Here is an 18,687-nt window from a genome sequence, read left to right as displayed (position 1 = left end):
TGATGGGGGCGACTGTTCTTTTATGAACAGGTCATGAATGTTTTTACTTTCTGCGGCAGGAGTGCGTTTTTAATTGATTGAAATATATAAGGAATATATTTGGATTAAATAACTGATAGCCCCCTTGATAGGGGCTTGGAGAGCGGCGTAGTACTGAAGGGAATTTGAAAGCGAGGAGGGATGTCGGGCAAGGCTCTATGAAAGACTCAGAATCGCCCACTGATACCCAACAGTGGCCCCTTCTGGACAATGTCGTAGACAAAACCGTCATGGCGATAATTCACCCCCATGGCCCGGTAACCGGCCACCGCGGAAAAGCCGGGCAAGAACTCCCAGCCCGCCAGTGCGGCCAGATCCCAGTCTTCCCGGGACTGCCCGGCACCCACCATGCCCCAGGATGACAACCAGAATCGGTCATTCACGGCATAGTGCCCACGCAGCCCCACCATGGCGTCCGCCCAGGTAGCCTGGTCGGACCCGGACAGGCCGCCAGCAGGTCCACCATGCAGGGTGATGGCGGTGCTGCTGTACCAGACGCGCACGCCGCCCGCGACGTCCAACCGATGATTGTCATCCCCCAACACGGTATATCCGCCCCCCAGGAATCCGGAAGCCGTCTTGCTTTCCACCTCAAGCTTGGACGCCGGAGCACCCGCTGGTAGACGGTTGCGGGTATCGGTGTCGATGTACATCAGGTCGGCGAGCACGCTGTAGGGGCCGCGCCGCGCCTCGCCCATCAGCATCACCGACATATCGACAGTGCGCGCGATGTCCGAGAAATCGGACTTTATAAACTGCGTCCCGGTGCTACGGTGGCCCACGTGTCCACGGATCCCGGCGCCCCACAGGTAAGGCCCGCCGTTGAACTGCCAACTGTCATCGTCTGCTGCCATGGCCACGATCGGCAGGCTGGAGCCGGCGGTCGTGAAGGCGCTGACCAGTAGAGCCAGGCGGGCATGCCTGAGTCGTGACGATGAACGGGGGTGATCGCTGTGCATCATGGTGTTTCTCCGATCAGTGCTGGGTCAGCGCGAGCGCCACATCCTCGGCCCCACAGTCTTGTGTAGGCTTCAGACCGGCCTTCTGAGCCGCCTTGACCTCCTCCTTCGCCGCCGCCAGGTCCGCCAGGAACGCCGGATTGCTGTGCAGGCTCGCCACCGTGGCGGCCCCCATGATGCGGCCGGCATCCACGTCGCTCTGCCAGTGTGCGTCGCAGATCACCCGGCTCTGGCCGTATGCCAGGCCACGGGTCATCAATTCGGTGGCGCGGGCAGGATTGATCTCGGCCAGGACCAGGCCCCAGGCCCAGCCCGCAGCGGAGTGGCCGGACGGCCAGGAACCATCCGTGCGCAGCAGTGGCTCCATGTCCTTGCGGCACGTGCCTTCGTTGTGCACCACGAAGGGGCGGGTACGGTTGTAGGCATTCTTCCCGGCGTAGGTGGAGCCGCCTGCATCCGTCAGGGTGCGCTGCATCAACGTATAGAGATGAGGCGTGTCTTTTTCGCTGATCTGGGTGCCCAGCGCGCAGGAGAAGGTATGCGCCGGGCCCGGGAATGACAGTTCCGCGTCCGTTGCCGCAAGTTTCTCCCGGACCGAGCCACGCAGCGCCAGCGCGGCGCGGCGTGCTTCCTCGTCCCGTGCCAGCGCCGCAGAGTCAGGCTTGGGTGGGGCGCCGAGCAACGCCAGGTGCACTGGCAATTCGGCCGGGGCGAGATAGCCTGGAGCCAGCTTGAAATGAGGGTCCGTGACGGTCGTGGTGGCATCCTCGGCAAGCACCAGCCCCGACCAGAGCAAGCCGGCCAGGGACAGCGTCACCCCCCAGGGTTCATGTACTTTTTTCATCGACTGCTTCCTTCTTTATGTCGCACACGGTCCCGGCGGTTGATCAGAACCGGTACAAGGCATTCAGGTAGGCACCTGCTCCGACCTTCTCACCCGTCAGCGGGCTGTCGCGGGCGTCGGAGACCAGGGCATAGGTCTTGATGCCACCTTCCAGTGCCAGCTGTGGCTGCCATTGCCAGGTCAGGCCCAGCTTCAAGGTCACGTCCCGCATTCCGCCACCCGGGTGGTACTCATCGAACCGGGTGCGTGCGGCTTGCTGGGCCGTGACGCCGAAGCGGGCCATCATGTCGTTCTCGTTGCTCCAGGTGCCGTACAGCGTCGAGTCCAGGGTCAAGGTCGAAGACAGTGGGTATGCAGTGGCGACCCCGGCCTCCAGGTACGCCGTGCGCCCCAGGCTTTCGCCACCGTAGTTACGGTTCTGGCTCGATTGCAGACCGCGAACGAACAGGCGGCCGTTCGGCAGGATCCAGTACACTTCCGCCCCGACCAGGGCAGTGCTGTCCAGGTTGCCCATTCCCTTCAAGTAGTCATCACGACCGTCCAGGGTATGAATTCTTTCCTTGCGCCCCTGGTCATAACCGATCAGCAGGGCCACCCCGAAAGGCGCCAGCCCCGGCAAGTCCCAACGCAGCCCCTCCGGGAAGGCTGCGGTAAAGGTGCCCCAGTCTTCGGTAGGCAAGACCGCTTTCAGCTTCAGGGACGGGAACGCGGCGTAATGTGAAGAGCCTTCATACAAAGGGCCAACGGCAATTCCGCCGCCTACCGTCACGGATGGCGTGCCGTTTGAATCGTCGAGGGCTGCGTGTGCAGGCAATGCCAGCGTCAATGCGAGTGCCGCACCTATGATGAACATCACCGGATGTCTGAAAGAATTTGGATTATCTTTGGTCGTCATTGTTTATTTCCTTTGGTGTGAACTCTGTAGTGCAGAGCCATCCCTGGCTTGATAAGCCATATCAAACTTGGTGACCTTTGCGTTTAACTCTACTGAGGTGTCAGCCCATTAATCTGACGAACCAGCCACTATTCGAATAATTAAACTTATAGAGCGACGGGCTGCGGCTGTGGAAAACTCCATTGGCCATTCAGTATTTCGTTACTTGGCTGATAAAGCCTGACCGTATAGTTCCATCCGGGCATGGTAGGCAGGCAATTAGCTATCTTTCCGTCGCAACTACCGAACTGAATGACAATCGAACCATCATCACTTTTTTTGGCCGTGAGGTTATTCAACGAATAGGCGTCATATGGGTTTTTTTGAAAGTATCCATCTGCGTTGTAAACACTTACAGACCAGAAACTGTTGACCGGGACATGTCCAACTTTGAGACGGTAAACGGTTTTCCCATCGTTCTGCGGTATCACACCGCCGAGGTAGATTGCGTCCTTGCTCGGGTTTCCGCCCCACCCCGTCGCAGTTCCGATCAGGTGGTGGATCGGATCGACCCCACCTTTAGGGCCAAAGGACTGGTTGTAGTTGGGAATCGTCGAACCAAGAACCGCCAGGGCATCACGCATCTTTTTCTGGCTCGCCTGATCCCACTTCGGTACTGCGAATGCCCCCGGCTTGGCCTGGCTGACCTTGATTGCGTCCTGCAGTCCATGCACCTGCTCAAGGTCTTCTCGATCTGTGGGATCGAAGAACATGCGGACAGCGACAAAAATATATCGTGTGCCGATATCCTCTTTCGTCAGCGTATGGCGGCCGGCACCGTAAACGACGGCGCTTACGTAGTGATCTTCGTTGACCACTTGCATCGACATGAACCGCTCGCCGGCCTCAGGCAATGTGATCGTGACTGGACCGGCATCGAGATCGAACACAGCTGACGAGTAAAGCGTGTCCCGATTCATTCGAATGACATCCTGAGCGTCGATGGGAACCGGTTCGCGGCTATGGACAAACCGACCAAAACCTCCACTGGCCACCCTTTTACCCATGTAGAGGTCGGACTCGGCACGGATAAAATTATCGACACCCACCAGCGTCGCCCCATCAGAGGATGACTGAGTGTTTGCACTCGCAAAAGTTGCCAGCGTCAGGGCGACGATGCCGGCCGTGAATGAGTAGGGCATTTAAACCTCTTGATCTTATAAGAAGTGATTCCATTCACCAGCTTCAGACTTTTGCTTGTGCCTGGATTGCTTGCTGCACCGCTCGCTGGTGTTGGCATTACCTTTTCAGACTGTATAAGAACGTCTTGATGGAAACTTGCCATTTGGTGCCAAAAGGCGAAGCCATTACGCATCGCCTGTTGGCGGAGTTCGCACAGAAATGGCTGCAGGGATCAGGACGACAAGCCATATCCCGGTAGTTGCAGGCTTCGCAGGTCTCTATTAGATGGTCCGGCGGGAGGGGGGAAGTGGTTAGGCGAAGACGCTGTCTTGAATTTTAATAATCAAGTTTCAAGGCCGAGCGGTAGCGCGACGGTGAACTCCCAGTCCAGCGTTTGAAGGCTCGAGTAAAGTGCGCTTGATCGCTGTAACCCACCATGTAGGCAATCTCGGTCGCAGTGTATTTACCGCTGGCAATGAGCTGAAGGGCTTCGCTGCGACGCGTCTCGTCGCGTAAATCTTCGAAGTCGATGCCGCAGTATTTGAGACGACGTTGCAGCGTTCGAGAAGACAGTCCGATGTTTCTGGAAATAGCGGTAAGTTTGGATTGATCCTGGTCCGATATCTGCTCGATAAGCACGCCTGCCGCTTCCGCGGTCGACCTCAAGGCTTCGGTGACTTTCCAGGCGTCATCCCGAACAGCTTGCAGGGGAGTGCCTAGCAGCTCACGGTCGAATTCGATCATGTTGTACTGCGCGTTCATTTCGAGATTCGGCCCCAGGTATTCTTCGAGCGCCTCGTCTCCTCTTTCCCTTGGGTTTTGCAGATGCACGCGTATGGCGCCAGGCTCGCCGGACATGAGCGGTACTTTTCTAAGCAGCGCAAGAGTGCCGAGAATGACTTGCTTCGGATCAGCCCCATGCTGTCCGGTAAATTGCTGGATCAGTTTTGTCGTACGGCCTTCGGTGACGATTTTTACTTCTCCTCCTTGATGCAGTAAGTCCGTATAGATCGACGCCACTGCACAAGCCTGAGCGAGGTTGGTTGAGTCCAATATCAACTCGCCCCAGGCACCGAGAGAGCGTACTTCGATCAGGTGTCCCACACATGCGCCGCCGAAGGGGTCCTGTGCGATAGCTGCCATTTCATTGGCTATATGAAAGCAGGCCGCTCGCGGTACCCAGGCATCAGGGTTTTGAAAAACATGAGGGGAAATACCGTAACGCCGAAAGAACTCCAGCGGCGACACCCCTCGCATGCTCAGATAGGGGGCTATGTGCCGAAGAGTGCTGAGTTTGATGGACGGCGTAGCATTCGTCATAAGCGTTCGCACCTGTTTTTAAAGGCAATGCACGTGAAAACCGTCTTAGCCCGCAGGGAACACTAGCGCAAAACTTTTGCCAAGGTAGAGGTCGTCGCCGTCGAAAGCTTGTAGGCGCAGTTGGTGGGCTTGGCTGAGCGGCAAGCCGAATCGGCGAGGAGCTCGACATAAGGGGGCTCCCTTTGTATCGAATGGCCTTAGCCCTAAAACGGCCGCAATCCACCCGGTTTTTGCCGTAACCCGACAGAACCCCAAAACGAAAAAACCCGCCAGAAGGCGGGTTTTTCGGAAGTTCCAGAGATTTTGAAAGCCTTCTCTGGAACCTTGTATGGTGCCGGCACCAGGAGTCGAACCCGGGACCTACTGATTACAAGTCAGTTGCTCTACCAACTGAGCTATACCGGCGTGTCAGGGCGACGATTATAGCGATTGGCAAGGTTCTGTAAACCCCTGAAATCTGACTATTTTTGCAGATGTTCCAGCTACCTCGGGATCGACGTTCGCATGGGTGCCCTTGGAGCAGCTCAAGCGGAAAGTGGTGTAGCACTCATTGGAGTCGCGTCATACCGCCGAACTGGCCGGTCAGGGGGCGTTGCCGGGGTCACTGGTTTTTAACCTTGGGGGCGCAGTCGGTCCTTGAGCGTGTACTGGCTGCTGAGTGCGGGCTGTTCGCTGAGTTTGTGCTGATAGGCGCTCAGCTCGGACAGCGGCACATCAAAGCGTTTCAACCATTGATCCGCCGACCACCCGGTAAGACGAACTTCGCCATCATGAGAGCCACCATGAAGGTCGCCGACTGTTTCGTAACGCAACTCCTTGAGCTCATGGTTCAGCAGCACGTAGGCGGGAGGCCTTGGGAAGTCGGCATCGCCTATCACGGATGGTTCGTTTCCGGCCTGGATGATCACGCCGGCACCGTAGTCATAAAAAGCGAAATGGCTGTCAGGCAACCTGGCCTGTAGTGCCTTTAAACCTCCTGCGCTTTCCAGGCGTGGTTTGTTGAGTACGGTCAGCCAGCTCACGGTTTTGATTTTGTTCTTCTGGAACTCGGGCCGGTTGGCCAATAGGGGGGCCAGGCCTGCATCCAGCCCGGGCATGCTTTCGCTCATGTAGGCTTCTGTTGCTTCGTTGCCGTCTCTTTTGGTCACGGACAGGTTTAGCGCATAACCGGCATAGCCCTGTTCCGCTTTCAGACGGGCTGCACAATCGAGGAACAAGCGCAGGAAGTCGAGACGGTGCTCTTCGAAGAAGAGGATCGGGACTGAAAACTCCAGCACGCTGAGGTCATCCCCCATTTTTGCTTCCCAGCCACGCTGGCCGAACAACTCGAAAAACCAGGGACTGGCGTCTACCGCTTCACGGCCACCGGTGTAGTAAAAACTCAGGTGATCGTTTTCTTTCATGGTGGCCAGCATCTCGATCAGGGATCTGGCCTTGTTGTAAGGGGTCAATGCTGAACCTTCAGGCGGTTCTTCTCGCCATAGCCACCTCAACTCAGGCCCTGCCAGGCGCTGGTAGTCGTTGAAGCATCGACCAAGTTCTTCGCGTACCGGAACGGTATGGGCATCCTTGAAATACAAGGTGCCTCGGATGCAGAGCGCTGCTCCAATGTAGTCTTGCCGCCCACCCTTCATCAGTAAATGGCCCGGGATCTCTAGGGCGAAAGGCATTTTTTCCAGCTCGGCGGCTAAGTCGAAAGGTTCACTCATGGTCGGTTCCTTTAAATCACATGGCGCCGGCGGGTACCGGGAATCTCGGGACAGGCGTCTTGCCGCGGCTCAGTAGCCACGCGGCGGCGGCTGCAATCGCTGCGGCCCACCCCAGCTCTTCAGACGGGACTCTAGAAGTTTGCTCTTCCTGGCTGCAGTCGCATTCTCTGGCATCGAGGGTGACCACCTTATTGCTGCCCCCTGCAATTTTCGCGTATTCAGCCGTCTGTTTCGTGTTTGGAGAATCGGGTGGAAACTTCATTTCCACAACCTGTTTGATGTTGTCTTGGGTCGGAGGTTTTCTCGGGTCATTCACGATGACGACGTCTGGTCGGCGAATCATGCCCGTGCCTGCTTCGAATGGTGGGTGATCTGGGTCCTGATCCCAGTATTTCTTGATCCAGCCGGGGATCCAGCTATGAGGGTTGTCGCCACTCTGGCTGTCCATGATCGGAACGGGCGGCTTTTTGGTCATGTCGTAGCTGACTTCCGGCTTCAGCGGGCTTCGCCCCATAAGGATTTTGTCCAGCCCGTTCAGGCGCGCGGCAACGCACTGCTGTTTAAGGTTTTTGCCGTCCACCGCTACGTTAGGTGTCGCCTGGCAGTAACAGGCCGCCGAGCAGAGAACTTTTTTGTCTCCAGGGGCGAGTCTGGGTTTTGTCAGGCCTACATCCGTTGTCTGCCCTGGTGCTGACATGCCGCCGGTCGACAAGGGGTTATCACCACTCATTGATCATCTCCATAGATCAGGTCGAACTTCAGTGTTTCCGGCTGCTCATTGTTCACCCAGGATGTGTAGCCTTCTGCATCGGTAGTTTGTATCGACTCTCCGCTGCTGGAGCTGATACGCACTTGCTGGCCGGCGATGGCCTTGCCGGTTTCTCTGTCGAACACCCGGAAGCGGCCTTTGAATGGACTTGTGCCCATGCCCTGGATCGGTGCCATGGGGCTGGGGACGAAGGTATCGCCAATGATGATTGTCCCGGAGCCACCGATCACTACGTTGCCATGGGTGCCGAGGCTATCGACCGTTGCTGCGTTTTTCCCGTTTATGAACACTGTCGCCGAGAGGTTTCCGGACAGCTTTCCTCCGCATGCTGAAGGGTCATCCAGGCGAGCGGCCGGTAGTCCGTCGAACAGTACGTCGGGGGAGCCCGAGGCGATTGGATTGGTACCGTGGCCGGGTAGTGGGCAGGCGGTAGGGTCGGTAACGCGAGCTGCAGGTTTTCCGCTCATATCGGGCTCCGTGTCAGGTCGGGCAGAAGGGATTGAGTCGTGGCGGGTTTGGTTTACGCGAATCAGGGAGCGTAGCGAGGAGAGGTGGGGCCTTGGGATGACTCACGCTGTCCAGATGCTGCGATAGACACCCAGCCTGAGAGCCGTGCCGCGTTTGCTGGCAAAAAGAAGTCATGGTCGTCTCGTCCTTGTGACCGTGTGTGCCTGATAACGCCTCGCTGAAACATATCCCTGTTCGAGCTGAGGTAGGCGGAAATACTCGGCTGCCGAGACTGTTTTTGCAAGCCCGCGGGGAACGTGTGAGTCAAGCAGTCACAGCGCAGCATGAGGCTATTGCTTGATTGACGCTCTCAGTGACGTCCGCCGCGGACCAGCACTTTCTTGAGTTTTTCGATGGCGCGCCATGAGCGGCTGTTGCGCAGAGCGTGCAGTTCGGCTTCGGCGCGGTCGGCGCGTTGGCGTTCGGCGATCAGGACCTGTTCCAGGTCGGTGGCGGGGGCGACGAAGCGGTGGCCGGGGTTGAACTGGAATTCGTCGAGGTTGCACGGCGGGATGTCGAAGGCGCCCTTGAGGTTCAGGTGTTCCTCGGCCAGGTAAAAGGTGTTGATGCCATCGAACACCACAGGGTGATAGCCGGCGCCGGTAACCAGGGGTTCCCAGGCCTGGTCGCGGTTCCACGGGGTTTCGATCAGCAGGATCCACGGTCGCCAGCGGCTGAAGTCCATGCTGCGCAGCACGGTTTCTTCGTGGCCTTCGACGTCGATCTTGAGGAAATGGATCGGGCCGTCGACATGAGCCTCGCAGATATCGCTCAGGGTGCGCGAGCTGACGATCTGGGTCTGTACCGGCATGCCGGCGTCCTTGTGCTGCTGGGCGATGGCGGGGTCGAGGGTGGACAGGCCGGTGTCGGCGATACCGTAGAAGGTCAGGGCCTCGGCGTTGTCGCCGGCTGCGCATTGCAGGTTGGTGTCCCGGGGGCGCTCCTGGCACAGGGCGTCGTAATAGCAGGGTACCGGTTCGACGTTGATCCCGCTCCAGCCACGGTCGTAGAAGGCGCGGGTCACGGAGTCGGCGGTGGGGTGGTTGGCGCCGACGTCGATGTAGAAGCCTTTTTCGACATGTTTGAGCGCGCGCCACAGGCGGATGTCTTCGAAATTCTGTGCATAAGAAATGAACGTCACTGTCTTTTCCCGTCAGTCACAAAGGTTCTGGCTCGGACGCGCCCGCGAGCGCCTGCGTCTGTATAACAAGCGCCGCCAACCGGCGCAATTTGCTGCCTGCCAGGTGCCGGTTTTCGGCGGTTATGTCCTTTGGTATTAACGCTTATGCACAATCGATGGCGGTTGCACGGCGATTACGGCCGATTTTGTGGATCCGTTCTCAGTTCGCCGCAACTGGCTGTTTTTTCGTTGATTTATTTTTATGAACAAAAAATGACCAGCTGTGGATTAGTGCTGTAGCAGGCACTTTCAGTGGCTTTGGCAGGAATTCATCAACAGAGTTATCCACAGGCTGGGTGGGGTGGTGGATCCAAGTTATCCACGTTCCGCCAGCAGCATCAGGTTGCGTGGGGTGAGCGGTGCCGGGCAGAACAGGCCCAGTTGCACGCGGTAACCCTGTTCCTGCAAAAACAGCCCGCGATCGAGCACCAGCCACAGCTCCAATGGCCGACGGAACAGGCCGCGCAGCAGCTCCAGGTTGCGCACCTGGGCCAGGCGCTGCCAGCCGGCGGCTTCCAGCGCCGGCCAGTCCTGCGAGCCGACTGTGGATAAGTGCTTGAGGGCGGCCAGGTCGCGGCAGTAGTCGGCGAAGGGTTTGTCCAGCCAGCTGGCGGGCAGCGACGGGGTGGGCAGGTATTCATCGACCCCGCGCAGCCGGCGTTGCAGCAGGTCGAAGGCCAGGCGCCGGGCCATGGAGCTGTCGCGCTGGCGGCGTACCCGGGCGCCGGCGGTGACGGTCTCGCTCAGGGGCAGGCCGAGGTCGTCGAGGGAGAGTTGCAGCGTCGAGCCCTTGGCCGGGCCGGAAAGCGGCTGGTACTCGGCGTGGTGGATGCGGTTGTAGCAGCAGGGTGCGATGGCCAGTTGGCGACAGCCGCACTCGCTGGCCAGTCGCATCAGGCGCACATGCAGGTCACCACAGGCGTGCAGGGCCACCGGGGTGTGTTCGGCGCTCAGGCGGACAGCGGCGTCGGCGGCGAGCACGTCTTGCTGCAGGTGGCTGGCCGGCAGCCGATGGTGTTCGCTCAGTTGCCGGCCGCTGGCGACCAGGGCCGGGTCGTATTCCAGGCAGGTCAGCTGTTGCCCGGGTTGCAGCAGGCGGCGGCCGAGGTGGCCCTTGCCCGAACACCAGTCCAGCCAGTGGCCGGGTGCCTGGGTGAACTCCAGGCAGGCGGCGAAGGCTTCGATCTGTTGCCATTTACGCCCGGGTACGTCGACGTTGAGGCGTTGGCGGGCAGCTGGTACCTGGTGCGTTGGCAGCTCGGCCACGGCGCCTAGCGCGGCGGCAGTCCGCGCCAGATCGGGGAAGGGCGCGGGAGCATCGAGCAACTCGGGGTGGTTATGGCTGGCCTCGGCATCGTCCAGGCTGCGCTGGCGCAGCCACTGGGCGAGTTCGTGGTGCCGGGCTTCCCAGGGCAGCTGCAGCTCGGTGAAGGGGCGCGGACGCCAGAGCTGTTGATGGTCGAGCAGGAAGCGGTCCAGGGCCTGGAAGCGGGTGAGGAGTTCGGGGCCTTGGAGGATGGAGGGCATGGCGGGCTCGGCGGTGTCTGGGGGATGGCAATCGCGAGCAAGCTCGCTCCTACAGGTTAGCGGGGCGCCGGTAGGAGCGAAGGGTTCAGCGGCCTTGGCATTGCTCGACGCGCAGCCAGCGTTCCAGCAGCTTGAAGCCTTGCACCAGCACATAGGACATCAGCAGGTAGAACACCCCGGCGGCGAAGAAGATCTCCACCGGCAGGTAGGTGCGGGCGATGATGGTGCGGGCCATGCCGGTCAGTTCCAGCAGGGTCACGGTACTGGCCAGGGCGCTGGCCTTGAGCATCAGGATCACTTCGTTGCTGTAGGCCGGCAGGCCGATGCGCGCGGCCCGCGGCAGGATGATGTAGAACAGCGCCTTGGGCTTGGACATGCCCAGCGCCCGCGCCGCTTCGATCTCGCCCGGCGGGATGGCCTGGATCGCCCCGCGCAGGATCTCGGCGATATAGGCCGCGGTGTGCAGGGTCATGGTGGCGGTGGCGCACCAGAACGGATCGCGCAGGTATGGCCACATCGCGCTGTTACGCACCGCGTCGAACTGCGCCAGGCCGTAGTAGACCAGGAACAGCTGCACCAGCAGTGGCGTGCCGCGGAAGAAGAAAATGTAGGCATAGGGCAGGGCGCGCACGTACCACAGGCGCGACGAGCGGGCGATGCCCAGCGGAATGGCCAGCAGCAGGCCGGCGATGACCGCGATGGCCACCAGCTCCAGGGTCAGCGTGGCGCCCTGGGCCAGCTTGGGCAGCCACTTGATGATCACTTCCCAGTTCATGAAGCGCTCCTCGCGAAGCCGCGAGCGGCGCGTTTTTCCAGGAAGTGCATGCCGGTCATGGCCAGCACGGTCAGGCCCAGGTACATGAAGGCCGCCACCATATAGAAGGTGAAGGGTTGCTTGGACACGGTCACAGCGATCTGCGAGTGACGCATGATTTCTTCCAGGCCGATCACCGACACCAGCGCGGTGTCCTTCATCAGGATCATGAACAGGTTGCCCAGGCCCGGCAGGGCGATGCGCCACATCTGCGGCATGATCAGCTTGGTGAAGATCCGCCATTTCGACAGGCCCAGGGCCACGCCGGCCTCACGATGGCCCTTGGGGATGGCGAGGATCGCGCCACGGAACACTTCGGTGGCGTAGGCGCCGAAGCACAGGCCGAGGGCGATGACCCCGGCGGCGAAGGCGTTGAGTTCCAGCTCCGGGTTGCCGAAGAACTCACCCAGGGCGCGCATCAGGTTGACGGTGCCGAAGTAGATCAGCAGCACCCAGAGCAGCTCGGGAACGCCGCGCACCAGGGTCGAATAGGTGCCGCCAAGCCATTGCAGCGGCTTGTACGGGGAAGTCTTGGCCAAGGCGCCGAGCAGGCCGAGCACCAGCCCCAGGCACAGCGCCGAAAGAGCCAGCTTGACGGTCATCAGCGCGCCAGCGGCGAGCGCCGGGCCGAATCCGTAGAGATCGATATTCATGGATGGTTATTCAAGTCGCGGCAGGCTTTGCTAAGGACCGGCGCCCTCGGGGGAGGGCGCCGGGCAGGCCAGTCAGTATCAGTAGATGCTGAACGGGAAGTACTTGTCGTTGATCTTCTTGTAGGTGCCGTCGGCCACGATTTCTTTCAGCGCGGCGTTGAGCTTCTCGCGGATCGGATCGTTCTTGCGCACGGCGATGCCGATCTTGTCGCTTTCTTCAACCGGGTCGCCCTTGAACTCGTAAGGCTTGCCCGCTTCGCTTTTCAGCCATTCGTAGTTGACGTACTTGTCGGCCAGGATCGCGTCCAGGCGGCCGGAAGTCAGGTCGAGGAAGGCATTTTCCTGGGTGTCGTAGAGCTTGATGGTGATGTCGTCGCCCAGGTTGTCTTCCAGCCAGGTGCCGGCCAGGGTGGCACGCTGCGCACCGATGATCTTGCCCTTGAGGGAAGCCTTGTCGGTCTTGAAGTCGGCCTTGTCTTTAGGGGCGATGAACTGCAGCTTGTTGGAGTAGTACGGGTCGGTGAAGTCCACCGCCTGCTTGCGCTCGTCGGTGATCGACATCGAGGAGATCAGGAAGTCGAACTTCTTGGCGTTCAGGGCCGGGATGATGCCGTCCCAGTCGGAGGTGACCACTTCGCACTCGACCTTCATCTTGGCGCACAGGGCATCGCCGATGTCTTTGTCGAAGCCGACGACCTGGCCGCTGGCATCCTTGTTGTTGAACGGCGGGTAGGCCGCTTCGATGCCCATCTTCAGTTTGTCGGCGGCCATCGCATTGGCCGAGAACACCAGAGTGGCGGCAGCGGCCAGGAGGAATTTCTTATAGCTCTGCATGCGTGTTGCTCCGTTAGCGGTTGCTGGACATGAATTGTTTGCAGCGCGCCGAAAGCGGGTTCTCGAACACCTGCTGTGGCGATCCTTGCTCTTCCACCAGGCCCTGGTGCAGGAACACCACTTCACTGGAGACCTGACGGGCAAAGCTCATTTCGTGGGTGACCAGCAGCATGGTCCGGCCTTCTTCGGCCAGGGCGCGGATCACGTTGAGCACTTCCTGGACCATTTCCGGGTCCAGTGCCGAGGTCGGCTCGTCGAACAGGATGACTTTGGGCTGCATCGCCAGGGTGCGGGCGATGGCGGCGCGTTGCTGCTGGCCGCCGGAGAGCTGGGCCGGGTAGGCGTGGCGCTTGTCGGCGATACCGACCTTGGCCAGCAGCGCTTCGGCCACTTCGATGGCTTCGGCCTTGCTCTGGCCGAGCACCCGGCGCGGGGCCTCGATGATGTTGTCGAGCACGCTCATGTGCGGCCAGAGGTTGAAGTTCTGGAACACGAAGCCGATTTCGCTGCGCAGGCGGTTGATCTGCTTGCCGTCGGCGGCGACCAGTTCGCCGTTCTTGGCGGCCTTGAGCTTGAGTTCTTCACCGGCCACCAGGATCTGGCCCTGGTGCGGGTTTTCCAGGAGGTTGATGCAACGCAGGAAGGTGGACTTGCCGGAACCGGAGGAACCCAGGATCGAGATCACATCGCCGTCGCGTGCGGTCAGCGAGACACCCTTGAGTACCTCCAGCGAGCCGTAGCGTTTGTGCAAGTTGCGGATTTCAAGCGCGGGCGTGGCCTCAGCCATGTGCGGTCCTCATGAGTTCATTGCGCTCCTGCTGGTAGCGGCTTTCCTGGCGAGGCGCCAACCTAGCATAGCGTTCGAATGACAGCCAACAGCGCTTCAGGGTGTAAGCAGACGGCGTGTGACAGGTTGTCGCATCGGCACAGCAGACTGTCGCCCCATCAACAACCGAACGCCCGTTTGAACCCTGTTCCCAGCGGGTGTCGCGTAAAAAAAGGCGCGATGGTGCCAGCTTTGGCCGGGTGTTGGAAGGGTAAAACGGCCAAAGGTTGCGTATCCGCCCTCTATTTGTGCGTCGCACACTTTTTGTGTGTGTTTCTGGTGCGCTGGTTCGTTCTACAAATGGGTGGTGCGGTAACGTTCTGGCGCAAGGCCATTAATCTCAAGGACTTACGCTCACCCGCCGGTCGCCTTCGCAGGCCGCGCCGGCTGGGAGCCTGTAACATTTTGGCGCAAATCTTGCGTAAGAAATAAAGAACGCCCTGTTGGATTCTTTTTACGAGAAAGAACATCCAGACCGGGTGGACGCTTTCGCTTTCTTCGCAAAGGTAGTTTCAATGAGCAGTACGCAGACCTCCAATGACCTCGAACAGGGGCTCAAACCGCGGCATGTGACCATGCTGTCGATCGCCGGGGTAATCGGCGCCGGGCTGTTTGTCGGGTCCGGCCACGCCATCGCCGAAGCCGGCCCTGCCGTGCTGCTGGCCTATGCGGCCGCGGGCACCCTGGTGGTGCTGGTGATGCGCATGCTGGCCGAAATGGCCGTCGCCTCGCCGGACACGGGTTCCTTCTCGACTTATGCCGACCGTGCCATCGGCCACTGGGCCGGCTTCACCATCGGCTGGCTGTACTGGTGGTTCTGGGTGCTGGTGATTCCGCTGGAGGCCAACGCCGCCGCGACCATCCTGCATGCCTGGTTTCCCGATATCGCGATCTGGGCGTTCACCCTGGTGATCACCTTGCTGCTGACCGCGACCAACCTGTTCAGCGTGAAGAACTACGGTGAGTTCGAGTTCTGGTTCGCCCTGATCAAGGTCGTGGCGATCATCGGTTTCGTGGTGCTCGGCCTGTTGGCGATCTTCGGCCTGCTGCCGACCAGCAATGTCAGCGGCGTCTCGCACCTGTTCGATACCCAGGGCTTTTTGCCCAACGGCATGGGCGCGGTACTCGCCGCCATGCTGACCACCATGTTCTCGTTCATGGGCACCGAGATCGTCACCATCGCCGCCGCCGAATCGAAGAACCCGGGCCAGCAGATCAGCAAAGCCACCAATTCGGTGATCTGGCGGATCGGCCTGTTCTACCTGGTGTCGATCTTTATCGTCGTGTCGCTGGTGCCATGGAATGACCCGAGCCTGGCCCAGGTCGGTTCCTACCAGACCGTGCTCGATCGCATGGGCATCCCCAACGCCAAGCTGATCGTCGACCTGGTGGTGCTGGTGGCGGTGACCAGTTGCCTGAACTCGGCGCTCTACACCGCCTCGCGCATGCTGTTCTCCCTGGGCAAGCGTGGCGACGCCCCGGCCGCTTCCAAGCGTACCAACAGCAGTGGCACGCCTTACTGGGCGGTGATCCTGTCTACCGCCGCGGCTTTCCTCGCGGTATTCGCCAACTATGTAGCGCCAGCCGCGGTGTTCAATTTCCTGCTGGCCAGCTCCGGCGCCATCGCCTTGCTGGTGTACCTGGTGATCGCGGTATCGCAACTGCGCATGCGCCAGAAGCGCACCGCGGCCGGCGAGAAGATCGCCTACCGCATGTGGCTGTTCCCGGGCCTGACCTACGCGGTGATCGTGTTCATCGTCGGGGTGCTGACCATCATGTTGTTCCAGGAAGGGCACCGCATGGAAATCATCGCCACCGGCCTGCTGAGCATCATCGTGATCGCGGCGGGCCTGCTGGTGGCGCGTCGGCGCAAGCTGGAGAAGCAGGCAGCCGGAGTGTTGAGCCGCGCCTGAGTCTTTCCCGCTAAGCAAAAAGGCCGCTGTCAGTGCTGACAGCGGCCTTTTTTGTGGTCTGTACTGACGCTTTCGCGGGCAAGCCTCGCTCCTACGGATCACCTCCATCTGTAGGAGCGAGGCTTGCCCGCGATGACGATTGAACATTCGACGCAGCAGTGAGGGTCATGCAGCGGCTACAGATGGTGTTGAGCCTTATTTCTGCATCAGCGCTTCCGAGGCGGCCAGGTAAGCGGCCTGGAATTCCGGGCTTTCGATCCAGGCCAGGGCGCCGGCTTCGTCGGTTTCGGTGGACCACTGGCGGTACTCGATCAGGGCGGCAAGGATAAAGTCCATGGCACCTTCCTCGCCTTCCTGCTCGTAGACGATCTCCAGCAGCGGGTCTTCCAGGAACGCCGCGCACATCGCCTGCTGGCTGGTCTTCTCGGCGTCGATCATCTTCTTGAACAGTTCGGTCAGGTCCACCGATTCAAAGTCGATGCGGTCGTCATTCGGGTCCAGCTCCACCGGGGCGGCGTTGCGCTGGGTGCGGTTCTGCTTGGCCTTGGTTTTCGCCCGCTGGGCTCTTTTGTGTTGCTTGTTCGCAGATGCCATGGGCGTCGTACCTTTTGCGCAAATAGGAGGGCCGGGCATCGATACTGCGTCCGGCCTGGCTTTGAGGCGGCAGAGGATGCCAGTAAATGCGCCGCCTGGCACGCTCAACGGCTACCGCTGATCAGGCGTCCCGGCGCATCCATGGGCAGCGTCGCATGTTGCAGCCAGGCCAGGGCGATCGGCCACAGGCGGTCCTGGTAATGGCTGCGGAAAAACGCGAAGTGCCCGACTTCCTGCTCACCGATGTCCCGGGGCTCGATGCGCCAATGGCGGCGTTGGCTGGCCGTGAAATAGTCCAGCAGGCGCTCGATGGCCGGCACGGTGCCGTAAGGGTCGTCGCTGATGCTGATGGCCAGCAGCTGCGCCTTGACCCGGGCGAAGGGCAGCGCCGGGTCCCGGCGCGCCAGATGGCGCCCGCTGGGCCGGCGTTGATAGTGCGCGGTGGGCGTGGCCCAGTCGCGCACCACGCCGGCGGGGGTGTCCTCCAGCCAGCCCAGGCGCTTGCCGGGAAAGTAGCCATAAATCGCCGTCAGCAGCGGCATCACGACATGCCATTTGCCCAGCATGCGCCAGCGGCTTTCCGGGGCGTAATCGCGCCAGTAGGCGAACTGCGCGCCCACGGTCACCACGCGGCGGATCAACTGCCCGGACGCCCCCAGTCCCGCCGCGCAACCGCCGAAGCTGTGCCCGACCACATCGATGGGCTGGCCGGGGAATTCCCGCTGTGCGCGTTGCAGCATGGCTTCGAAGTCCAGGCTGCCCCAGTCCGACCAGGATGCCTTCAACTTGCGCATCGAGGCCGGCCGCGACTCGCCGATGCCACGGTAGTCGTAGGTGATGACGTCGAAGCCATGGCTGAACAGGTAATCGGCGAACCGCGAGTAGTGCCGGCAGCGCACGGAAGTGGCCGCATTGATGATCACCACCGGGCGTGCCGGGTCCGGTTCGGCATGGCGCCAGGTGAAGCCGCCCAGCATGAAGCCGTCGGCGGCGGGTTCGCGGAAGGCCGTGCCGGGGCTGCTGGCGGTGCTGGCCGGGTGCAGGGACGAAGGCGGGGATTGCACGGTCATCGGCGCTATTCCTTTGCGGGCGAAAAGGCGTGTCGGCTCTTTTTGGGTGCAAGCATTAATAACCGCCTTGTCCGCGCCCTGGCAACCGCCGGGATAGGCGCCGCTGCTAGGTACTTTTGGTTAAAAGCCTCACACCGAATCGATCTAAACAGCCCTAAATCGGGGCGTACACTGACTAACAAGGCCTGCGGGCAAGCCGCCTGACGGGCTTTTCATTCGAGCATCGCTTGTTGAAACGAGGCTGAGCCATTCGAGAGGAAAGGGGAGACCCGGACGCTACCGCGCTGGGGCCGGACTCTTGGCGGTGGCATCCCATTCAGTGGTTCGAGACGAACCGGGAGTGCTCATCATGAAATCCTTTTTTTCGTGTGTCGTAACAGGCGTTCTCGCGGCGTTCCTGTCCCTCGCGCCGTTCAGCGTACAGTCCGCCACCCCCAGCAACGAACCCATCGACCCGGCGGGCGTGCAGCTGGAGCCTCAACAGCAGAACGGCATTACCTATCTGTCCGGCGGTATCGGCCTGGATGAGTCGCGGGCGCTCTTGCAGACCAAGGGGTACAACCTGCACATGACCTTTTCCGTCGGCCCGGAAAACAAATACACCTCGGATGTCGACCTGGCGATCCAGAATCCGCAAGGGCAATCGGTCCTGACCCTGAATCAGGTGGGTCCGATCGTCTTTGTGCAACTGCCGGCCGGCAAGTACCAGGTTGTCGCCACCCGTGGCGGGCGTACCGAGCGCAACACGGTGGATATGAAGGCAGCGGGCATTCGCGACCTCAACCTGCATTGGAGTGAAGGTTATTGAGCGAGGAGGAGGGGCGCAGATAAGTGCCAGTTAATCGCAGGCAATAAAAAACCCCTGAATCTTGCGATTCAGGGGTTTCGGTATTAGTGGTGCCCAGAGACGGAATCGAACCGCCGACACGGGGATTTTCAATCCCCTGCTCTACCGACTGAGCTATCTGGGCAACGGGGCGCATTAAACGGGTTTTTCGGGGGGGCGTCAAGCAAGTTTTGAAAAAAAGTTTAATTATTACCGCCGCTTACGTTCCCACCCCGATTTGCGGGCA

At 60.4% G+C, this 18,687-nt stretch carries 18 protein-coding genes and 2 tRNA genes; 2 read left to right on the top strand and 18 right to left on the bottom strand.

Annotated features, from left to right (window positions below; all coding sequences use genetic code 11):
- Window positions 1-206: 206 nt before the first annotated feature.
- The 15 genes from NRG23_RS17530 to NRG23_RS17460 form a co-directional block, all read right to left on the bottom strand.
- On the bottom strand, window positions 207-1,001 hold the full coding sequence (locus NRG23_RS17530; protein ID WP_124339481.1) for a hypothetical protein: 795 nt from the start codon (window positions 999-1,001) through the stop codon (window positions 207-209).
- A gap of 13 nt (window positions 1,002-1,014) precedes the next feature.
- Window positions 1,015-1,842: a phosphatase PAP2 family protein gene (locus NRG23_RS17525; RefSeq protein WP_009046503.1), complete on the bottom strand. Its 828-nt coding sequence runs from the start codon at window positions 1,840-1,842 to the stop codon at window positions 1,015-1,017.
- A gap of 43 nt (window positions 1,843-1,885) precedes the next feature.
- On the bottom strand, window positions 1,886-2,737 hold the full coding sequence (locus NRG23_RS17520; RefSeq protein WP_009046504.1) for a MipA/OmpV family protein: 852 nt from the start codon (window positions 2,735-2,737) through the stop codon (window positions 1,886-1,888).
- Window positions 2,738-2,883: 146 nt separating this feature from the next.
- Window positions 2,884-3,918 carry a DUF1254 domain-containing protein gene (locus NRG23_RS17515; RefSeq protein WP_124301050.1) on the bottom strand — a complete coding sequence of 345 codons (1,035 nt, stop codon included), beginning with the start codon at window positions 3,916-3,918 and terminating at the stop codon, window positions 2,884-2,886.
- Between the two features lie 316 nt (window positions 3,919-4,234).
- Complete coding sequence (locus NRG23_RS17510) at window positions 4,235-5,218, bottom strand: AraC family transcriptional regulator (RefSeq protein WP_009046506.1); 984 nt, start codon at window positions 5,216-5,218, stop codon at window positions 4,235-4,237.
- A 329-nt stretch (window positions 5,219-5,547) separates the two neighbouring features.
- Window positions 5,548-5,623 (bottom strand) — tRNA-Thr (locus NRG23_RS17505).
- A 206-nt stretch (window positions 5,624-5,829) separates the two neighbouring features.
- Window positions 5,830-6,927 carry a type VI immunity family protein gene (locus NRG23_RS17500; RefSeq protein WP_038630394.1) on the bottom strand — a complete coding sequence of 366 codons (1,098 nt, stop codon included), beginning with the start codon at window positions 6,925-6,927 and terminating at the stop codon, window positions 5,830-5,832.
- A gap of 16 nt (window positions 6,928-6,943) precedes the next feature.
- Window positions 6,944-7,657, bottom strand: a complete 714-nt coding sequence (locus tag NRG23_RS17495; RefSeq protein ID WP_028683814.1) for a VRR-NUC domain-containing protein — start codon at window positions 7,655-7,657, stop codon at window positions 6,944-6,946.
- Window positions 7,654-8,163, bottom strand: coding sequence for a PAAR domain-containing protein (locus NRG23_RS17490; protein WP_028683813.1), 510 nt, complete (start codon window positions 8,161-8,163; stop codon window positions 7,654-7,656). The genes NRG23_RS17495 and NRG23_RS17490 overlap by 4 nt, the downstream gene beginning before the upstream one ends.
- Window positions 8,164-8,513: 350 nt before the next feature.
- Window positions 8,514-9,344: an FkbM family methyltransferase gene (locus tag NRG23_RS17485; RefSeq protein WP_257371471.1), complete on the bottom strand. Its 831-nt coding sequence runs from the start codon at window positions 9,342-9,344 to the stop codon at window positions 8,514-8,516.
- Between the two features lie 354 nt (window positions 9,345-9,698).
- Window positions 9,699-10,910: an SAM-dependent methyltransferase gene (locus NRG23_RS17480; RefSeq protein ID WP_257371470.1), complete on the bottom strand. Its 1,212-nt coding sequence runs from the start codon at window positions 10,908-10,910 to the stop codon at window positions 9,699-9,701.
- Between the two features lie 85 nt (window positions 10,911-10,995).
- A complete protein-coding gene (locus NRG23_RS17475) occupies window positions 10,996-11,685 on the bottom strand; it encodes an ABC transporter permease (protein ID WP_007922607.1) in 690 nt (229 codons plus the stop codon).
- Complete coding sequence (locus NRG23_RS17470) at window positions 11,682-12,377, bottom strand: ABC transporter permease (protein ID WP_009046512.1); 696 nt, start codon at window positions 12,375-12,377, stop codon at window positions 11,682-11,684. Before NRG23_RS17470 ends, NRG23_RS17475 begins: the two co-directional genes overlap by 4 nt.
- Before the next feature lie 78 nt (window positions 12,378-12,455).
- The gene (locus NRG23_RS17465; RefSeq protein WP_009046513.1) at window positions 12,456-13,211 is read right to left on the bottom strand and encodes an ABC transporter substrate-binding protein; all 756 of its coding nucleotides are present in this window, start codon (window positions 13,209-13,211) and stop codon (window positions 12,456-12,458) included.
- 13 nt (window positions 13,212-13,224) lie between these two features.
- A complete protein-coding gene (locus tag NRG23_RS17460) occupies window positions 13,225-13,998 on the bottom strand; it encodes an ABC transporter ATP-binding protein (protein WP_009046514.1) in 774 nt (257 codons plus the stop codon).
- 554 nt (window positions 13,999-14,552) lie between these two features.
- Between NRG23_RS17460 and gabP the strand changes: the two genes are divergently transcribed.
- Window positions 14,553-15,950 carry a GABA permease gene (gabP, locus tag NRG23_RS17455; protein WP_009046515.1) on the top strand — a complete coding sequence of 466 codons (1,398 nt, stop codon included), beginning with the start codon at window positions 14,553-14,555 and terminating at the stop codon, window positions 15,948-15,950.
- Window positions 15,951-16,145: 195 nt separating this feature from the next.
- Here gabP and NRG23_RS17450 read toward each other — a convergent pair whose 3' ends face one another.
- On the bottom strand, window positions 16,146-16,544 hold the full coding sequence (locus NRG23_RS17450) for a hypothetical protein (protein ID WP_009046516.1): 399 nt from the start codon (window positions 16,542-16,544) through the stop codon (window positions 16,146-16,148).
- Window positions 16,545-16,648: 104 nt separating this feature from the next.
- The gene (locus NRG23_RS17445; protein WP_124312659.1) at window positions 16,649-17,614 is read right to left on the bottom strand and encodes an alpha/beta fold hydrolase; all 966 of its coding nucleotides are present in this window, start codon (window positions 17,612-17,614) and stop codon (window positions 16,649-16,651) included.
- A 349-nt stretch (window positions 17,615-17,963) separates the two neighbouring features.
- Here NRG23_RS17445 and NRG23_RS17440 point away from each other — a divergent pair, with 349 nt between their 5' ends.
- On the top strand, window positions 17,964-18,422 hold the full coding sequence (locus NRG23_RS17440; protein ID WP_028683806.1) for a hypothetical protein: 459 nt from the start codon (window positions 17,964-17,966) through the stop codon (window positions 18,420-18,422).
- A gap of 87 nt (window positions 18,423-18,509) precedes the next feature.
- Here the strand turns inward: NRG23_RS17440 and NRG23_RS17435 are convergent.
- Window positions 18,510-18,585: transfer RNA gene (locus tag NRG23_RS17435), tRNA-Phe, on the bottom strand.
- Between the last annotated feature and the right edge of the window lie 102 nt (window positions 18,586-18,687).

Origin of the sequence: Pseudomonas sp. T8 (genome assembly GCF_024610635.1) — a bacterium.
GTDB classification, from domain to species: Bacteria; Pseudomonadota; Gammaproteobacteria; order Pseudomonadales; family Pseudomonadaceae; genus Aquipseudomonas; species Aquipseudomonas chlororaphis_I.
The sequence above is the reverse complement of the archived record's forward strand: the minus strand, read 5'-3'. Positions and strand labels throughout refer to the sequence as shown.

Coding starts and splice junctions, on each gene's coding strand:
- NRG23_RS17530 (WP_124339481.1), bottom strand. CDS start 1,001: ATGATGCACAGCGATCACCCCCGTTCATCGTCACGACTCAGGCATGCC.
- NRG23_RS17525 (WP_009046503.1), bottom strand. CDS start 1,842: ATGAAAAAAGTACATGAACCCTGGGGGGTGACGCTGTCCCTGGCCGGC.
- NRG23_RS17520 (WP_009046504.1), bottom strand. CDS start 2,737: ATGACGACCAAAGATAATCCAAATTCTTTCAGACATCCGGTGATGTTC.
- NRG23_RS17515 (WP_124301050.1), bottom strand. CDS start 3,918: ATGCCCTACTCATTCACGGCCGGCATCGTCGCCCTGACGCTGGCAACT.
- NRG23_RS17510 (WP_009046506.1), bottom strand. CDS start 5,218: ATGACGAATGCTACGCCGTCCATCAAACTCAGCACTCTTCGGCACATA.
- NRG23_RS17500 (WP_038630394.1), bottom strand. CDS start 6,927: ATGAGTGAACCTTTCGACTTAGCCGCCGAGCTGGAAAAAATGCCTTTC.
- NRG23_RS17495 (WP_028683814.1), bottom strand. CDS start 7,657: ATGAGTGGTGATAACCCCTTGTCGACCGGCGGCATGTCAGCACCAGGG.
- NRG23_RS17490 (WP_028683813.1), bottom strand. CDS start 8,163: ATGAGCGGAAAACCTGCAGCTCGCGTTACCGACCCTACCGCCTGCCCA.
- NRG23_RS17480 (WP_257371470.1), bottom strand. CDS start 10,910: ATGCCCTCCATCCTCCAAGGCCCCGAACTCCTCACCCGCTTCCAGGCC.
- NRG23_RS17475 (WP_007922607.1), bottom strand. CDS start 11,685: ATGAACTGGGAAGTGATCATCAAGTGGCTGCCCAAGCTGGCCCAGGGC.
- NRG23_RS17470 (WP_009046512.1), bottom strand. CDS start 12,377: ATGAATATCGATCTCTACGGATTCGGCCCGGCGCTCGCCGCTGGCGCG.
- NRG23_RS17465 (WP_009046513.1), bottom strand. CDS start 13,211: ATGCAGAGCTATAAGAAATTCCTCCTGGCCGCTGCCGCCACTCTGGTG.
- NRG23_RS17460 (WP_009046514.1), bottom strand. CDS start 13,998: ATGGCTGAGGCCACGCCCGCGCTTGAAATCCGCAACTTGCACAAACGC.
- gabP (WP_009046515.1), top strand. CDS start 14,553: ATGAGCAGTACGCAGACCTCCAATGACCTCGAACAGGGGCTCAAACCG.
- NRG23_RS17450 (WP_009046516.1), bottom strand. CDS start 16,544: ATGGCATCTGCGAACAAGCAACACAAAAGAGCCCAGCGGGCGAAAACC.
- NRG23_RS17445 (WP_124312659.1), bottom strand. CDS start 17,614: ATGACCGTGCAATCCCCGCCTTCGTCCCTGCACCCGGCCAGCACCGCC.
- NRG23_RS17440 (WP_028683806.1), top strand. CDS start 17,964: ATGAAATCCTTTTTTTCGTGTGTCGTAACAGGCGTTCTCGCGGCGTTC.